The sequence below is a fragment of the Saccharopolyspora sp. NPDC002376 genome (assembly GCF_053593195.1).
On record NZ_JBSFBZ010000012.1, the window covers coordinates 13982 to 30530 of the forward strand.

Annotated in this window: 11 protein-coding genes and 1 tRNA gene; 7 read left to right on the top strand and 5 right to left on the bottom strand. The window is 68.8% G+C overall.

What is annotated here, in order from left to right:
• Positions 1 to 5: 5 nt before the first annotated feature.
• The 3 genes from ACWCO2_RS11040 to ACWCO2_RS11050 all read right to left on the bottom strand — a co-directional run bounded on the left by ACWCO2_RS11040 (position 6) and on the right by ACWCO2_RS11050 (position 2487).
• On the bottom strand, positions 6 to 1334 hold the full coding sequence (locus ACWCO2_RS11040) for a 2-hydroxycarboxylate transporter family protein (protein WP_450127560.1): 1329 nt from the start codon (positions 1332 to 1334) through the stop codon (positions 6 to 8).
• Between the two features lie 362 nt (positions 1335 to 1696).
• Positions 1697 to 1770: transfer RNA gene (locus ACWCO2_RS11045), tRNA-Arg, on the bottom strand.
• A 150-nt stretch (positions 1771 to 1920) separates the two neighbouring features.
• Positions 1921 to 2487 carry a DUF3558 family protein gene (locus ACWCO2_RS11050; RefSeq protein ID WP_450127561.1) on the bottom strand — a complete coding sequence of 189 codons (567 nt, stop codon included), beginning with the start codon at positions 2485 to 2487 and terminating at the stop codon, positions 1921 to 1923.
• Between the two features lie 94 nt (positions 2488 to 2581).
• Between ACWCO2_RS11050 and ACWCO2_RS11055 the strand changes: the two genes are divergently transcribed.
• The 7 genes from ACWCO2_RS11055 (at position 2582) to ACWCO2_RS11085 (ending at position 15817) form a co-directional block, all read left to right on the top strand.
• On the top strand, positions 2582 to 4609 hold the full coding sequence (locus tag ACWCO2_RS11055) for a cytochrome c oxidase assembly protein (RefSeq protein WP_450127562.1): 2028 nt from the start codon (positions 2582 to 2584) through the stop codon (positions 4607 to 4609).
• 72 nt (positions 4610 to 4681) lie between these two features.
• Positions 4682 to 5161, top strand: a complete 480-nt coding sequence (locus tag ACWCO2_RS11060; protein ID WP_450127563.1) for a single-stranded DNA-binding protein — start codon at positions 4682 to 4684, stop codon at positions 5159 to 5161.
• Between the two features lie 131 nt (positions 5162 to 5292).
• Positions 5293 to 6966, top strand: a complete 1674-nt coding sequence (gene ettA / locus ACWCO2_RS11065; RefSeq protein WP_450127564.1) for an energy-dependent translational throttle protein EttA — start codon at positions 5293 to 5295, stop codon at positions 6964 to 6966.
• 131 nt (positions 6967 to 7097) lie between these two features.
• The gene (locus tag ACWCO2_RS11070) at positions 7098 to 9584 is read left to right on the top strand and encodes a hypothetical protein (protein ID WP_450127565.1); all 2487 of its coding nucleotides are present in this window, start codon (positions 7098 to 7100) and stop codon (positions 9582 to 9584) included.
• Between the two features lie 140 nt (positions 9585 to 9724).
• Entirely contained in the window at positions 9725 to 14692 is a 4968-nt protein-coding gene (locus ACWCO2_RS11075) for an NAD-glutamate dehydrogenase (RefSeq protein WP_450127566.1), read from the top strand.
• Between the two features lie 59 nt (positions 14693 to 14751).
• Positions 14752 to 15183, top strand: a complete 432-nt coding sequence (locus ACWCO2_RS11080; RefSeq protein ID WP_450127567.1) for an acyl-CoA thioesterase — start codon at positions 14752 to 14754, stop codon at positions 15181 to 15183.
• Complete coding sequence (locus tag ACWCO2_RS11085; protein ID WP_450127568.1) at positions 15176 to 15817, top strand: hypothetical protein; 642 nt, start codon at positions 15176 to 15178, stop codon at positions 15815 to 15817. The genes ACWCO2_RS11080 and ACWCO2_RS11085 overlap by 8 nt, the downstream gene beginning before the upstream one ends.
• A gap of 213 nt (positions 15818 to 16030) precedes the next feature.
• Here the strand turns inward: ACWCO2_RS11085 and ACWCO2_RS11090 are convergent, their stop codons facing one another.
• Both ACWCO2_RS11090 and ACWCO2_RS11095 read right to left on the bottom strand, forming a co-directional pair.
• On the bottom strand, positions 16031 to 16237 hold the full coding sequence (locus ACWCO2_RS11090) for a hypothetical protein (RefSeq protein WP_450127569.1): 207 nt from the start codon (positions 16235 to 16237) through the stop codon (positions 16031 to 16033).
• 34 nt (positions 16238 to 16271) lie between these two features.
• Complete coding sequence (locus ACWCO2_RS11095) at positions 16272 to 16496, bottom strand: zinc finger protein (protein ID WP_450127570.1); 225 nt, start codon at positions 16494 to 16496, stop codon at positions 16272 to 16274.
• Between the last annotated feature and the right edge of the window lie 53 nt (positions 16497 to 16549).

A 16549-nucleotide genomic window follows, 5' to 3' on the forward strand; every position in this document is an offset into this window, starting at 1 on the left:
ACCTCTCAGTACAGGTTGGCGTAAACGATGAGCGCGACGGTCACCGTGATCGCGCCGCCGATGCGGGTGGCGATCTGCGCGAACGGCATCAGGGCCATCCGGCGGGTGGCGCTGAGGATCGCGACGTCACCGGTGCCGCCCATGCCGGTGTGGGTGCCGACGACGATCGCGGTGTCCACCGGGTACATGCCGATCCAGCGGCCCGCCAGGAACGCGGTGGCCATCATGGTGACGACGGTGGCCACGATGGTGATCACGGTGCCGAAGGTGAACGCCTTGAGCAGCTCGTTCCACGGCGTGGACGACACCCCGATGGCGAACAGCAGCGGATAGGTCACGGCGGTGGACATGAAGTCGTAGACCAGGCCCGAGTGGTGCTCAAGGCTGCGCGGCAGCCACCGGCTCAGCTTCAGCGCAATCGCGGCCACCAGCATCACGATCGGCGCGGGCCACCCGAACAGCGCGTGCGTCGCCTCGCCGACCAGGTACAGCGCGACGGCCATGAAACCGGCTGCGGCCAGCTGGCGGATGTCGAAGGAAACCGGCCCGCGCTCGGCGAGGTCGAGCTCGTCGTCCGAAGCGGGCTGGATCTTGCCGTTGCCGGTGGTCTGCGGGAAGCGCTGCCCGATCATGGACAGCACGCTGGAGAACACGATCGCGCAAACATTGGCCAGCAGTACCACCGGAAGTACCTGTGCCAGCAGCGTTTCCGCCTGTCCGGCCCCGGACTGCGCGTACCCGAGGGTCAGCGGGATCGCGCCCTCGCCGAGGCCGCCGCCCATCACCGGCACGACGATGAAGAACACGGTCCGGTGCAGGTCGCCGGTGATCGCCCAGCCGACCAGCGAACCGACGACCAGCGCGGCCACCGAACCAGCGGCCAGCGGCACGAAGATCTTGAGGAAACCCCTGATCAGCACCGTGCGGTTCATGCTCAGGATGGATCCGACGATGATCCCGGCGATGAACACGTACAGGAAGTTCGTGGACTTGTAGAACGTCGTGATGTGCTCGGCGAGGTCGGCCGGAATCCACTCCGCGGCCACCAGGAACGCGGGCAGGAACGTCACCAGCACGACCGGCCCGCCGATCGACCGGAAGCCGGGAATCCGCCGCCCGACCTCGTAGCAGGTGTAGCTGCAGACGCCGAGTAGCGCGACCATCGTCGGGATGTCGGCCTTGAGATCGTCCTGCCAGGCCAGCGCGGCGAGCACGACGACCAGCAGCGCGTAGAACGGCAGCGGGATGACACCGACCCGAACCGACCAGATGGAGCGGGACCGCTCGGCGGAACCGAGCTGCTCAGCAGACGCCGCGTCCGGGACTGATTCCATCACTACCTCCTCGTAGAGATAGCAGGCATCAAACAACCACGGCCGCACCTCGAGAAGAGGCCGATTCCCGAGGTGGGCATAAGAAGCGCTTATATCCAGCAGGCCGAGGCCGACCGTAGGCTGGAACGCTATCTGCGCGACGCAATGCACATCCGGTGCCCAGCCGGGACCGCGGACATCCAGCGGAAGCGGCTGGCTCAGATCGGGCGCGGCGACTACCAGGGCCAGTGGTCGCAGCGACGGGCAGCTCGGCAGCCAAGGCGCTCGGAAAGGTGGAGCGGAGTGCTTGATACAAATGTGGGGATAAAGTGGGGGTTGATCTTGAACGAGATCAACCCCCACTTCGTTCACCAGGGCGTTTGCGCCCCCAGCAGGACTCGAACCTGCGACCTAAGGATTAGAAGTCCTTTGCTCTATCCAGCTGAGCTATGGGGGCTCTTTCGGCGCACAACTCCTCTGAGCTGCAAGCATGCAGGGTAGCGGCACGTGGCTGTCCCCGTGGCATCGACGCCGCACCGTTGCCTACCCGGTACCGAACGGCAAGCTGATCGACAGCTGCAACCGTAACGGTGCGCGTTGCTGCTGGTCAGGCAGGGGGCAGCTTGTGCAGGGCCGCAGTGGTGAGACCGAACAGGTGGTCGGTGGTGTCCGCGGCGGAGGCGTCCCGCAGGGACAGCATGGTCAGCAGGGAGCGGTCCGGGCCGAGCTCGGTGGCCGCCGTGCAGGTCTGGTGGGTGTCGACCAGCTCGCAGTACAACCAGGCCGAACGGCCCTCGACCTCCACTGCCACACCGTGCGGCTGGTGCTGGGCGACCACCGGCACCGGGTCGTAGAACCCCGCGCCGGCGGCGTTGTCCGGGCCGCTGGTCAGCAGGTGCGTGCACGCGCCCGGAACCGGTTGGTCCGGATGAGGCTGTCCGGCCGGGCCGCCGAGCGCCGCCAGGTCTTCGGGAACCAGCAGGCTGCACGGGTCGATCCCGGCGCCGTCACGCGGGGTGGGCGACTCGCTCTGCTGAACGGCGGTGGAGGTCTGCGGTTCGTCGCGGAACCCAGCAGCGGGCACCGGCTCGCCCGGAACCGGCGGGGTGCATGCGGTGGTTGCGCACAGGAGCAACATCGGCACCACGAGCGCACGGCGACGGACAACGGTCACTCGGTAACCGTAGCGGTCCGCCTGGGCGGAGATCACCTGCTGACCCGGCATCCTGCAAGTTGAATGATTCAAATCGACGGCTACGCTCGGTTTCGTGCCATCCGAGACCGTGCTGGAAAAAGAACCGGAACGGCGCGGCACGTCCAGCTCCGTGGGCGTGCTGATCGTCACCGCTGCTGTGCTCGCAGCCCTCGTCGCCGCTGCGCTGACCGCGCTTTCCGCAGGGGCGTCCTACGAGCTGCTGGGCCTGCCGGATCCGGGGCCGATCACGCAGTACGGGTTGCCGGTGGTCCGCGTGATCGCCGAGTCCGGCGCGGTCGTGTGCATCGGCTCACTGCTGTTCGCCGCCTTCGCCATCCCCGCCAAACGCTCGGGGGCGCTGGCTGCTGACGGTTACGCCGCGGTCCGCACGGCCGGCTGGGCTGCCGCCGTCTGGTGCGTGGGCGCGGTCCTGATGGTGCCGTTCATCGCCGCGGACGCCACCGGGCGCCCGGTGGGCGACGTGCTCAACGCCGAGGTCCTGTTCGGCCTGGTGGATGCCTTGGAGCAGGCCCAGGCGTGGCTGCTGACCGCGGTGATCGCGTTCGTGGTCGTGCTGGCCTGCCGGATCGTGCTGTCGTGGGGCTGGACGGTCGTCACCTTCGGGCTGAGCCTGCTGGCGCTGTTCCCGGTGATCGCCACCGGCCACTCCGCCAGCGGTGGTGCGCACGACATCGCCACCAACAGCCTGCTGTTCCACCTCTTCGGCGCGGCTCTGTGGGTGGGCGGCCTGGTAGCGCTGCTGGCACACGCCGCCCGCCGCGGTGCCCACCTGCCGCTGGTCGCGAGGCGGTACTCGCTGATCGCGCTGGTGTGCTGGGTGGCGCTGGCGCTGTCCGGCGTGATCAACGCGTTCGTGCGGATGACTCCGGAGCAGCTGTTCACCAGCACTTACGGGCTGCTGGTCATCGTCAAGACCGTCGGGCTCGTGGTGCTCGGCGTGTTCGGGTACTTCCAGCGGCGCAGTGCCGTGCGGCGCATCGAGGAGAGCGCTGGCGTGGCCGCGCTGCTGCGCCTCGGCGCGGTCGAGGTGCTGGTCATGTTCGCCACGGTCGGCGTCGCCGTCGCGCTCGGTCGCACCCCGCCGCCGGACGGTCTCGCGACCGTCCCGAACCGGGCCGAGCTGCTGATCGGCTACCCGCTCGACTCGCCGCCGACCGCGTTCCGGTTGATGTTCGACTGGCGGTTCGACCTGGTCTACGGCACTCTCGCGCTGGCCATGGCCGCGCTGTACCTGTTGGGTGTGCGGCGGTTGCGGCAGCGCGGCGACCGCTGGCCGATCGGGCGGACCGTCGTCTGGCTGTGCGGCTGCGCGACGCTGCTGGTGGCCACCTCGTCCGGCATCGGCAAGTACGCGCCCGCGGTGTTCAGCGTGCACATGGGCCAGCACATGTTGCTGTCCATGCTGGCCCCGGTGTTCCTGGTGATGGCCGGTCCGACGTCGCTTGCGCTGCGCGTCTTCAAGCCCGCAGGCAAGGAGCAGCCGCCGGGACCGCGGGAGTGGCTGCTGGCCTTCGTGCACTCGCCGATCACGCGGGTGCTGACCAACCCGATCGTCGCGCTGGTGCTGTTCGTCGGCTCGTTCTACGCGCTGTACTTCAGCGGCCTGTTCGACGTGGCGCTGACGCAGCACTGGGCGCACCTGGCGATGAACGCGCACTTCGTGCTGGTCGGCTACGTCTTCTACTGGCCGGTGATCGGCATCGACCCGGCGCCGCGCCCGCTGCCGCCGATGGGCAAGGTCGGGCTGGTCTTCGCGTCCATGCCGTTCCACGCCTTCTTCGGCATCGCGCTGATGATGTCCACGAACGTGATCGGCGGGGACTTCTACCGCGGCCTCGACCTGCCGTGGTTCACCGACCTGCTCGCCGACCAGCGGCTGGGCGGCGGTCTGGCGTGGGCGTCCGGCGAGATCCCGCTGGTGGTGGTGATGCTCGCGCTGCTGATCCAGTGGTCGCGGGCGGATGACCGAGCGGCGCGCCGAATCGACCGGAAGGCCGATGCGGACGGCGACGCGGATCTGGTGGCGTACAACGAAATGTTCAAGAGACTCGCCGAAAAGGACGACCAGCGGAGCAGCTGACCTGACCGATCGGCCGGAATCCGCACGGAGAGTGCTAAATCCGTCGCGCTGAGTGGTGATCCTCCGGCAGTCTTGGGTGGCGAGCCGGAGATCGGCCGCGAAATTCCCGAGACAGCAGCGCTGGCCGAGCGCTGCGCGGAGAGGAGCGCGACGGACATGTACGAGACCCAGGTGACCGTGGTCGGCTACGTCATCACCGAACCGGTCGTCCGCGAGACCGCGGGCGGCAACAAGCTGGTCAGCTTCCGTGTGGCGGCGAACTCGCGTCGGCTCGACCCGGGCACGGGTCAGTGGGTGGACGGTGATCGCGTCCTCGCCACGGTGAGTTGTTGGAAGCGCCTCGCCGAAGGCGTGGCCGGCGCGCTGACCAAGGGTGATCCTGTGGTGATCATCGGTCGATTGCGCACCCGCGACTACGAGTCGAGCGGGCAGTGGCGCACCACCGTCGAAGTGGAGGCGAGCGCGGTCGGGCTGGATCTCGCGCGCGCAACTCCACCATCCCGGGCCGAGGTGCGGGCGCTGGAAACGGTCGGCGCTCCGCCACCCGGCTGACCTTCGCGGACCAGGACGAACACCGATCGGGAGGAGGTGGTGGCAGCCGGTGCCGCGGGTGCGGAGGTCGGCCGCCGGATGCTGGGGGACCGCGTGCGCGGGCCGACACGGGGCGCAACTACGATTCGAGCATGGCCGAGTTCATTTACACCATGAAAAACGTGCGCAAGTCGCATGGTGACAAGGTCATCCTCGACAACGCGACGATCCAGTTCTACCCGGGCGCCAAGATCGGCGTCGTCGGGCCGAACGGCGCTGGCAAGTCGACCGTGCTGCGCATCATGGCGGGACTCGACCAGCCGAACAACGGTGAAGCGTTCCTGTCGCCCGGCTACACGGTCGGCATCATGCAGCAGGAGCCCCCGCTCAACGAGGAGAAGACGGTCCTCGGCAACGTCGAGGAGGGCGTCGGCGAGATCAAGGTGAAGCTCAACCGCTTCAACGAGATCGCTGAGCTGCTCGCGACCGACTACTCCGACGAGCTGATGGAGGAGATGGGCAAGCTCCAGGAGGACCTGGACCACGCCGACGCGTGGGAACTGGACTCGCAGCTGGAGCAGGCCATGGACGCGCTGCGGTGCCCGCCGCCGGACGCCGAGGTCAAGAACCTCTCCGGTGGTGAGCGGCGCCGGGTCGCCCTGTGCAAGCTGCTGCTGAGCAAGCCGGACCTGCTGCTGCTGGACGAGCCGACCAACCACCTGGACGCCGAGAGCGTGCTGTGGCTGGAGCAGTACCTGGCCAACTACCCGGGCGCTGTGCTCGCCGTGACCCACGACCGGTACTTCCTGGACAACGTCGCCGGCTGGATCCTGGAGCTGGACCGCGGTCGGACCTTCCCGTACGAGGGCAACTACTCGACCTACCTGGAGAAGAAGGCCGAGCGCCTGGCGGTCCAGGGCAAGCGGGACGTCAAGCTGCAGAAGCGCCTGAAGGACGAGCTGGACTGGGTCCGCTCCAACGCCAAGGCCCGTCAGACCAAGTCGCGGTCCCGTCTGAACCGCTACGAAGAAATGGCCGCCGAGGCGGAGAAGACCCGCAAGCTCGACTTCGAGGAGATCCAGATCCCGCCGGGCCCACGCTTGGGCAACGTCGTGGTCGACGTGGAGAACCTGAAGAAGGGCTTCGACGAGCTGCTCATCGACGACCTGTCGTTCACCCTGCCGCGCAACGGCATCGTGGGCGTCATCGGTCCGAACGGTGTCGGCAAGACGACGCTGTTCAAGACCATCGTGGGTCTGGAGGAGCCGGACTCCGGCACGGTCAAGGTCGGCGACACCGTCAAGCTGTCCTACGTGGACCAGAACCGGGCGAACATCGACCCGGCCAAGAACGTGTGGGAGGTCGTCTCCGACGGGCTGGACTACATCCAGGTCGGCCAGGTCGAGATGCCGTCGCGCGCCTACGTCAGCGCGTTCGGCTTCAAGGGCCCGGACCAGCAGAAGCCGGCGGGCGTGCTCTCCGGTGGTGAGCGCAACCGGCTGAACCTGGCGTTGACGCTCAAGCGGGGCGGCAACCTGATCCTGCTGGACGAGCCGACCAACGACCTGGACGTGGAGACCCTGAGCTCGCTGGAGAACGCGCTCGAGCAGTTCCCCGGCTGCGCCGTGGTGATCTCCCACGATCGCTGGTTCCTGGACCGCGTCGCCACCCACATCCTCGCGTGGGAGGGCGACGACGAGAATTCGGCGAAGTGGTTCTGGTTCGAGGGCAACTTCGAGGGCTACGAGCAGAACAAGATCGATAGGCTGGGCGCGGAAGCGGCTCGTCCGCACCGAGTGACGCACCGCAAACTGACCCGGGGCTGATGAACGGAGGCGCCTTGGCGAGCGTGTCCGGTCCACCTAACTCGAGCTCGGCGCAAGGGCTCCTCGAACCCGCGCACCAGATGCGGTGGAGGGTTCCCGAGCTCGCGTTGGTGCTCAGTGATCGTGCCAGCGTGCTCGCCAGGCACTCCGGTGATCAGGCGGCGCGACTGCGCGCAGAAGCGCTCGCCCTGTTCGCCTCGAACCGGTTGGGGCGAGGTGTCCCGGCCACCGGCCGGGCCCTCGCCGCGGTCCGCGATGCGGAAGCCGCAGGCGATGCCGAAGTGACGGCCGAGCTGCGCGTCGAGCTGGCGTGGTGCGCATGCGCCGCGGGCAGCTCGGAGGTCGCAGCTCGGATCCTGTTTCCCGTGCTGGAGCAGGAGCGGATCGAACCTTCGCTGCGGGCGCATGCGTTGCTGGCGTCGGCTGCCTCGATGCCGGTGCACCAGCAGGACGGCGCTCGGACCGAAGTTCTCGACGAGGCCGAGCGGCTGTGCGGGGTGGGGGAGAGCAACCGGGACACTGCCCGGCTGCTCAAGGCCCGTGTCTGTGCGGCTCGTGCTGGTCACCACCGCCGGATCGGTAAGTTCGCCGAGGCGACGACGGTCGCCGACGCGGGTTTGGAGCTGCTCGGCCGGCTCGGTGATCCGGCGGCCGACAGCGGTGAGATCCGGACCTGGCTGGTGCTGGAGCGGGTCCAGTCGCTGCTGGAGCTCGGTCACCGGCCAGAGGCCGTCCAGGCCGCTGAACGAGTGCTGGCCGAGCCGGTGCGCGCCGCGGCGGCGGGACCTGTCGGCTGGTTGGGTCTGGCGCTGGCCACGCGGGTGCACCTGCCCAACGGTGACCACGCGGCGGCGCTGCGGGTGCTCAGCGACACGGCAGCCATTTCCGAGCGGCACAAGCTCGACGGCCTGCTCGCCGAGTCCCTCAACACCCTGTCCCAGGTGCACGAACAAGGGGCGGAGATCGCCGAAGCGTTGCGCGCCGTGCGCGGCGCGTACGCGGCCGATCGGCGGTGGCGTGCTGCGGTGCACCACGCGCGGATGCGGCTGCTGGCCGAATACCCGGAGCTCACCGAGGACGTCGAAGTGTCCCGCCAGTCGCGGGGATCGCACTCGGCGGTGATCGAACCAGGTCTGGATGTTTTTCCGCCTGTCCCGCAGATCGGGTACGAGGAGCCGGAGATCCAGTTCCCGGAGGCCGACCCGGTGGACGAGCAACTGCTCGATGCGGAGCCATCTGAAGTCCCTCCCGTCGAGACTCAGTTCCCCGAGTCCGATGAGGCTCTTGGGGCTGAAGTTCAAGCTGCTGAGGTCGGACCGACTGAATCCGAGCCCGTCGCGGACTCGCTGCTGGACGCCGTTGCGCCGGAGATGCCGCGGCCTCGGTCGGACTCCGACGATGCGGCGGACGTGGCTCGCCGATTGATGGACTCGCTCACCATCCGGGCCGTTGAGCTGCGCGAAGAGCGCCGCCACCGGCAGGAGGCGAGCGAATCGCGGACGTCCGACGAGCCGACCGTGGTGCTCGACTCCGCGTTGCTCGACGATCTGAAGACCAGCGCGCGCCAGCCGGCCGAAGAACACCCACCTGTCACAGCGGACGTCACCGACCAGGCCTTCAGCGATCAAGAACCGGCTGAGGAGAGCCTCGGTCAGTCCGATTGGTGGCCCTCGGAGGGCTGGGACCAGCCAGCCGGCGGTGAAGCCACGATCCCGGGGGTGCGGTTCGTCCCGGAGACGTTGCTTGAGCGGCAGGACGAAGCGGAGCCGGAGTCGGACAGCGCGTTTGCGCTGGATCCGTCGGAGGCAGCGGCCATCCTGGACGCATGGCCCTCGCTCAGCGCGGACCGACCCGCCGCCGACGCCACGGCGATCCTGCCGGTGATCGAGCCGGAACCGACTCCGGAACCAGCTCCGGAACTCACCGACGACCGGCAGCCTGCCGCCCCCGCAGTGTCCAGGCACGGTGCCCCGGAGCCGGTCGCCACCGAAGCACGGGACGAAGATCACCAGCGCAGCGAGGCTGTACCGAGCCAGCCCACCGACGACGCGGACCAGGGCCGGAGCGAGACCGGCGGCCGACGCTCGCGAGGTCGGTCGTTGGCCGAGATCAGGGCGAGCCTGCAGCTGTCAGAGCGGCCCCGCGGCGGTCGCCGCCGGGCCCGCCACGCCGAGCCGGAGGAGCCAGCCCCGCTCGCAGCGGTGGTCGCACGGCACCGCCAACCGGACCAGACCGCTGAAGACCCCCAGCCAGAGCTCCCCGCCGAGTCCCAGCCGCCGCCGCAGGAGGAAGGTCCGAGCCAGGAGACCTGGCCGAACCTCCAGGTCGTGGAGCCGCCGCCCGAGCCCGCGGCTGATCCGGGACCAGCCGAGAAGGTCGGCCTGGCCGAGCTGCTCACCGAGGCGCTGCTGGCCTACGAGACCGGTCGCCGCGGTCAGGAGGAGGCCGAGACGGCCCGAGCCGGGCGGCACAGCGAAGCACGTGTGTCTGGTATCACCGAGCGTTCCCAGCTCGCCCAAACCGCCTTCGCGTCCACATCGGACGATTGCGGAACCGGTGCGGTGGCCAGGCATCGGAGGCCCGGAATCGATGCTGCGGCGAGAGATCCGCTGCTCTGAAACCTCCAGGTCATCGATCATTGTGCTGGTTTTCACGCACAAGACCCCGGCACCGCCCTCCGGCCGTCGCCGGAACTGGCAGTCTTATGGTGGAACCTGTGGGCACAAAGAGGTGCCGTCAAGCGTGGAGCTGCCTGAAGATGACCTCGAATCCCGGACAGTTGAAGACCGGACGACCGCAGACCGATGGGGACTCGGCTGGGGATCGATCCGAAAACCCCGAAATCGTCAAGACCCGCCTGCTCAACCGAGCAGCGGAGAGCGCGCCGGAGCTGGCTGAGCTGTTGCGCGCCTACTACCGGCACGTCCCGGCGGAGGAGCTCGTCGACGACGAGCCCGCCGACCTGGTCGGGGCGCTCCGGTCGCACCACCGGCTGGCCGCCTCGCGCGTCGCCGGCCGTCCGCTGGTGCAGATCTTCAACCCGGACCGAGCTAACGACGGCTGGCAGAGCCAGGCCACCGTGGTGCAGATCGTCACCGACGACTCCCCGTACCTCGTGGACTCGGTGATCGCCGAACTCGGCCGCGACGGCGCCGAGGTGCAGCGCATCATCCACCCGATCATCGCGGTCCGCCGCGACCTCGCCGGTGAGCTGCAGGGCGTGCTGCCCGGGGCCGACCCGGCCGCGCCGCCCGCCGACGCGATGTGCGAGAGCTGGATGTTCGTCGAGGTGGGTCGGGTCACCGACGAGGAGCGCCTGGACGCCATCAAGCACCACTTGACCGACGTGCTCAACGATGTGCGCGAGGTCGTCGAGGACACCGAGCGGATGCACGCCGCCGCCCGCGCGCTGGCCGACGAGCTGGAGAAGACCCCGCCGCCGCTGTCCGCCGCGGAAGTCCACGACGGAGCCAGTCTGCTGCGCTGGCTGGCCAACGGTCACTTCACCTTCCTCGGCTACCGGCACTACGAGCTGGTCGACGACAACGGCTCCGACCCCGCGCTGCAGGCCGTGCTGGCCTCCGGCCTCGGCGTTCTGCGCGGCGACAACGTCGCGGCCCGCAGCCTCGCCACCTGGCCGGACGGCCGCGCCAGCGCGCTGTCGCCGGACCTGCTGGTGCTGACCCAGGCCAGCGAACCGTCCACTGTGCACCGTCCGGTGCACCCGTTCTACGTCGGCGTCAAGACCTTCGACGAGTCGGGTTCGGTCACCGGCGAGCACCGCTTCCTCGGCCTGTTCACCACCACGGCGCTGCACGAGAACGTGCTGGACATCCCGTTCATCGAGCGCCGGGTGCACGACGTCATCCACCGCGCCGGATTCCCGCTTGAGTCCTACTCCGGTCAGCGGATGCTGGAGGAGATCCAGAACTACCCGCGCGCCGAGCTGTTCTCCACCGACTCGGACACGCTGCAGGAGACCATCACCGGCGTGCTGGCGCTGGCCGAGCGCCGCAAGCTCAAGCCGTTCCTGCGCCGCGACCCTTACGGCCGCTTCTACTCGGTCCTGGTCTACCTGCCGCGCGATCGCTACACGACGAGCTCGCGGCTGGCCATGCAGGAGGTCCTGCTGGCCGAGCTGGGCGGCACCAGCCTGGAGTACAGCACTCGAGTCGGCGAGTCCACCCTGGCCCGGGTGGCCTTCGTGGTGCACACCGACCCGGAGAACCAGGTCGAGCCGGACCTGGCGCGCATCCAGCGGCGGCTGGAAGAGGCCATCCACACCTGGGACGACCGGATGGTGGAGGAGGTCGACGCCGAGCAGTCCGGCGCCAGCCGCGACGGGCACGTGGCGCGCAGCCTCTCCGAGGCCATGAGCCAGCTCGGCCAGCGCTACGCGGCGAGCTTCCCGGAGGCCTACAAGGAGGACTTCACCGCCGCCGAGGGCCTTACTGACCTGCGGCGACTGGAGTCCCTGTCCGGCCCGAACGACCTGAAGATGTCGTTCTACGTGCCGCGCGACTCCAGCGGCGGGCAGCGCCGGTTCAAGATCTACGTCGGCGGCCGGGTCACCCTGTCCCGCGTGTTGCCGGTGCTGCAGAGCATGGGCGTCGAGGTCGTCGACGAGCGTCCGTACGAGATCTCGATCGACGGCGCCGACCGGCAGTACTGGATCTACGACTTCGGTCTGCGGCTCGACCCCGAGCTGCTGAGCGCAGTGGATTCGCGGTGGCTGGACACGCTCCGCGAGCGGTTCGAGGACGCCTTCCGCGCGTCCTGGCTGGGTGCTGCCGAGGTCGACCGGTTCAACGCGCTGGTGCTGCAGGCCGGGCTGACCTGGCGGCAGGCCTCGGTGCTGCGGGCCTACGCCAAGTACCTGCGCCAGGTCGGCATCGCCTACAGCCAGGACTACATCGAGGACGCGATCCTGGCGCACCGCACCACCACGACCACGCTGGTCCGGTTGTTCGAGGCGCGCTTCGACCCGGCGCTGGCGGGCGAGGACCGCGAGTCCCGCGAAGCGGACCTGGTGGACGAGGTCACCAAGCTGATCGACGAGGTCACCAGCCTCGACGCGGACAAGATCCTGCGCAACTACCTCAGCCTGATCCGGGCCACCCTGCGCACCAACTACTTCTCCGCCGACCCGGGCCGCGAGCGCCCGTACCTGGCGTTCAAGTTGGAGCCCAAGGAGATCCCGGGCCTGCCCGAGCCGCGGCCGCAGTTCGAGATCTTCGTGTACTCGCCGTGGGTGGAGGGCGTGCACCTGCGCTACGGCTCGGTCGCCCGCGGTGGCCTGCGCTGGTCGGACCGCAGGGAGGACTTCCGCACCGAGATCCTGGGCCTGGTCAAGGCGCAGGCGGTGAAGAACGCGGTGATCGTGCCGGTCGGCGCGAAGGGCGGGTTCGTCGTCAAGCGGCCGCCGGTGGCCATCGGTGACCCGGCCGCGGACCGCAAGGCGACCCTGGACGAGGGCATCGCCTGCTACCGGATGTTCATCTCCGGCCTGCTGGACCTGACCGACAACCTGGTTGGTGGCGAGGTCACCCCGCCGAGCGACGTGGTCCGCCACGACGGTGACGACAGCTACCTGGTGGTGGCCGCGGACAAGGGCACCGCGAGCTTCTCCGACATCGCCAACGACGTGGCCAAGTCCTACGGCTTCTGGCTGGGCGACGCGTTCGCCTCGGGCGGTTCGGTCGGCTACGACCACAAGGCGATGGGCATCACTGCCAGGGGTGCGTGGGAGAGCGTCAAGCGCCACTTCCGCGAGCTGGACGTGGACACCCAGAGCCAGGACTTCACCGTGGTCGGCATCGGCGACATGGCCGGTGACGTGTTCGGCAACGGCATGCTGCTCTCCGAGCACATCCGGCTGGTCGCCGCGTTCAACCACATGCACGTGTTCATCGACCCGGACCCGAACTCGGAGGTCTCCTTCGCGGAGCGCCGCCGGCTGTTCGAGCTGCCGCGGTCGACCTGGGACGACTACGACCGCAGCAAGATCAGCGCCGGTGGTGGCGTGTGGTCGCGTTCGCTGAAGTCGATCCCGCTGAACCCGCAGATCCGGCAGGCGCTGGGCATCGACGATTCGGTGCGGCAGCTGGCCCCGGCCGAGCTGATCAAGAAGATCCTGCAGGCCCCGACCGACCTGCTGTGGAACGGTGGCATCGGCACCTACGTCAAGGCCGCGAGCGAGACGCACGCCGCGGTCGGCGACAAGGCCAACGACGCGGTCCGCGTCAACGGCGGGGACCTGCGGGTCCAGGTCGTCGGCGAGGGCGGCAACCTGGGTATGACCCAGCTGGGCCGCATCGAGTTCGCCCGCGCGGGCGGCAAGGTCAACACCGACGCGCTGGACAACTCGGCCGGTGTGGACTGCTCCGACCACGAGGTCAACATCAAGATCCTGCTGGACCACCTGGTGGCCGACGGGAAGCTGACCGGCGAGCAGCGCAACGAGCTGCTGGCCGACATGACCGACGAGGTCGGCCAGCTGGTGCTGTCCGACAACCACCAGCAGAACGCGGTGCTGGGCATTTCCCGCTCGCACGCCGGGCCGATGCTGTCGGTGCACGCCCGCCAGGTCGCGGCGCTGGAGAAGAACGCCGGACTGGACCGCAAGCTGGAGTCGCTGCCCACCGCCAAGGAGTTCCGCGAGCGGGAGAAGAACGGCGAAGGCCTCAGCTCGCCCGAGCTGGCGACGCTGATGGCGCACGTCAAGCTGTCGCTGAAGCGGGACGTGCTGGCCAGCGGCCTGCCGGATACCGAGGCGTTCAGCAGCCGGCTGCCGGAGTACTTCCCGAAGCCGCTGCAGGAGCGCTACGGCGACGCGATCGCCTCGCACCCGCTGCGCCGCGAGATCATCACGACCTTGCTGGTCAACGAGATGGTCGATGGTGGCGGTGTTTCCTTCGCCTACCGCTTGGCCGAGGAGCTCAGCGCCTCCACCACCGATGCGGTGCGCGCCTTCGCGGTGGTCACCAGCGTCTACGACCTGCACTCGCTGTGGCAGCAGATCGACCAGATGGGCCGTTCGGTGCCGAGTTCGGTGGCCGACGAGCTGGTGCTGGAGAGCCGTCGCCTGCTGGACCGGGCGGCGCGCTGGATGCTGAACAACCGGCCGCAGCCGCTGGCCATCGGTGCCGAGATCACCCGCTTCAAGCCGGTGGTCGAGGAACTGTCCGGCTCGGTTCGCGGGCTGCTGCGCGGCCGCGCGGCCGAGGGTTCCAACGAGCTGATCGAGCGCTGGATGGCGGCCGGGGTTCCGGCGGAGCTGGCCGAACGGGTCGGCACGCTGCTGGATTCCTTCGCACTGCTGGACATCCGCGAGGTCGCCGAGCTGGCCGAGCGCGATGCCGGGGTGAGCGCCGAGCGCAGTCCGCGGGAGAGCGCGGACCTGTACTACGAGCTCGCCGAGCACCTCGACGTCGAGCGGATGCTGCTGGCCGTCAACGAGTTGGAGCGCGGGAACCGGTGGCACTCGCTGGCCCGGTTGGCGTTGCGGGATGATCTCTACGCAACGCTGCGCGCGATCACCATCGACGTCCTGCGGACCAGCGACCCGGGCGACGACGCGGAGCAGAAGATCGCTCACTGGGAGTCGGCCAACGAGTCGCGACTGGCTCGGGCCAACTCGTCGCTCGAGCAGATCGTGAGCTCCGGTCGGCTCGACCTGGCCACGCTGTCGGTGGCCGCGCGCCAGCTGCGCAGCATGGTCCGGTGAGTGCCGGGTGGCTCGCGGGCGACCGCGAGCCACCCGAACGGCAGGAAGGGAGCTCCCCAGTGGGCGCGTTCGTAGCAGAGGTTTCCCTGCGCTGGTCCGACATGGACGCGTTCGGGCACGTCAACCACGCCCGGACGATCACGCTGCTGGAGGAGGCGCGCGCCGACCTGCTGTTCACCGAAGCCGAGCGGCAGGGACTGCTCGGCATGGCCGACGGCATGGTGGTCGCGCGAGTCGTGATCGACTACCACAGCCCGCTGGTCTACGCGTCGAAGTCGCTGCAGGTCCAGATGTCGGTGCGCGATCTGAAGGCGGCGTCGTTCATCGTCGACTACACGGCCTACGCGCAGGAAGCGGTGGCGACCGCGGAAACCCTGATGGTGCCCTACGACCTGAGGGCCGGGCGCCCGCGGCGGCTGACCGCGGAGGAACGCGACTTCCTCGCCGAGTGGCAGCTCGACCCGGCGAAGTCGGAGTCCCACCGTGCCTGAACTGCGAATGCCCGATGCGGTCGAACGCGAGGACTTGGGCGCGTTCGTGGCCCGAGCGGTCCGCCTGGACGGCCAGGCTCTGGTGCGCCTGCGCAACCGCGCGGACACCGGCCGGGTGGACGTCTGGGCGGCAACGCCGTTCGACGCCCTGTGCACCAGATCCGTTGCGGCGGAAGTGGATCCGGCGGATCTGACGGTCTCCGGCAACGAACTGCTGGCAACCCTGACGGTCGCGGGCGGCCCGGTGATGGACCCGGGCCCGCCCCGCGACCTGATGTGGCGATCGGAACTGCCCCCGGCCACGGGCTGGCAGCGGGTGGATGACCTCCCGGCCAAGCTCGTCGGCGAGGTCGCGGAGCGAGGAATCGACGTGGCCAAGGACAACGTCGGTCCAAAGGGGACACCGCCGGCATCGCTGCTGGACCAGGAGGTCTTCACGGTGTCCGGCTCGGGCTACGAGGTGAAGGTCCCCCTCCGCTGCCTGTTCGTACTGTCCGGCATGGGTTTCCTGGTCACCAAACCCCAGGAATCCGAAATCGTCCGAGTAAGCGCCACAGACGCCTGGCTCCGCCTGGACTCCCGCTACGGCGCAGTAGTCCGCCGCCGCCACGCCCTGCTCCCCCTCCTCCTCTGACCCGCCACATCGCCGCGCTGCCAGCGCAGGGGATCGGGTTGGTGCGCGGGGAGAAGGCGTACCAACCCGACCTGGACAGCTCGGTGGAGGCCGGGGGAGCGGCACCGAGCTGCGCTTTACCGGGGTGGCCGGGCGCGAGGGAGGGGACACGCCCGACCACCGGGTGGACCGGTGCGGGGTCGGGGAATCACCGCACCGGTCCGGCTTCAAGGGCTAGGTCGGTTCGCGCAGGCGATGTCGACCGCCGCCGGAATCCTCTTGGTCTGCTTGGTTTTCTGCTTCTACCTGCGAGATCAGCTGCCACACCGTGTAGTCGCCTTCGCCGCCGCCGCTGTGACGTGCTCGCGGTAACCGGAAGAAGACCGCTGCGTAGATGAACACGTTGATCAGCACGAGCGTCGAGGCTTGAAGCCAGAACATGGTGAAACCTTTCGCCTCTGGTTCGGATTCGCCGTCACTGCTGGCGGGATTTGAGGATCTCCCAGCACTTCATGCACGTCTTCTCGCGTATCCAGTCGACTTCCGGTGCGATCTGTTGCAGCTCATCGCTGCTGACCTCGACCCCGCACAAGGTGTTGACGACCAGCCCCGGCTCGGCTCGCCGCGCAGCCATGTCGAAGGCGTGCCGCCCACCGGAAACCGGCTGCCACCGAACGATTTTCGCGCCACCAGGCAACATTCGCGTTCCTCCTGTCCGTCGGTTCCTGGCTTTAATGATCCACGTAGGAATTT

Bases quoted from the DNA above. Each gene is read 5' to 3' on its own strand.
- ettA (WP_450127564.1), top strand. From the start codon at position 5,293: ATGGCCGAGTTCATTTACACCATGAAAAACGTGCGCAAGTCGCATGGT.
- ACWCO2_RS11040 (WP_450127560.1), bottom strand. From the start codon at position 1,334: ATGGAATCAGTCCCGGACGCGGCGTCTGCTGAGCAGCTCGGTTCCGCC.
- ACWCO2_RS11095 (WP_450127570.1), bottom strand. From the start codon at position 16,496: ATGTTGCCTGGTGGCGCGAAAATCGTTCGGTGGCAGCCGGTTTCCGGT.
- ACWCO2_RS11090 (WP_450127569.1), bottom strand. From the start codon at position 16,237: ATGTTCTGGCTTCAAGCCTCGACGCTCGTGCTGATCAACGTGTTCATC.
- ACWCO2_RS11075 (WP_450127566.1), top strand. From the start codon at position 9,725: ATGACCTCGAATCCCGGACAGTTGAAGACCGGACGACCGCAGACCGAT.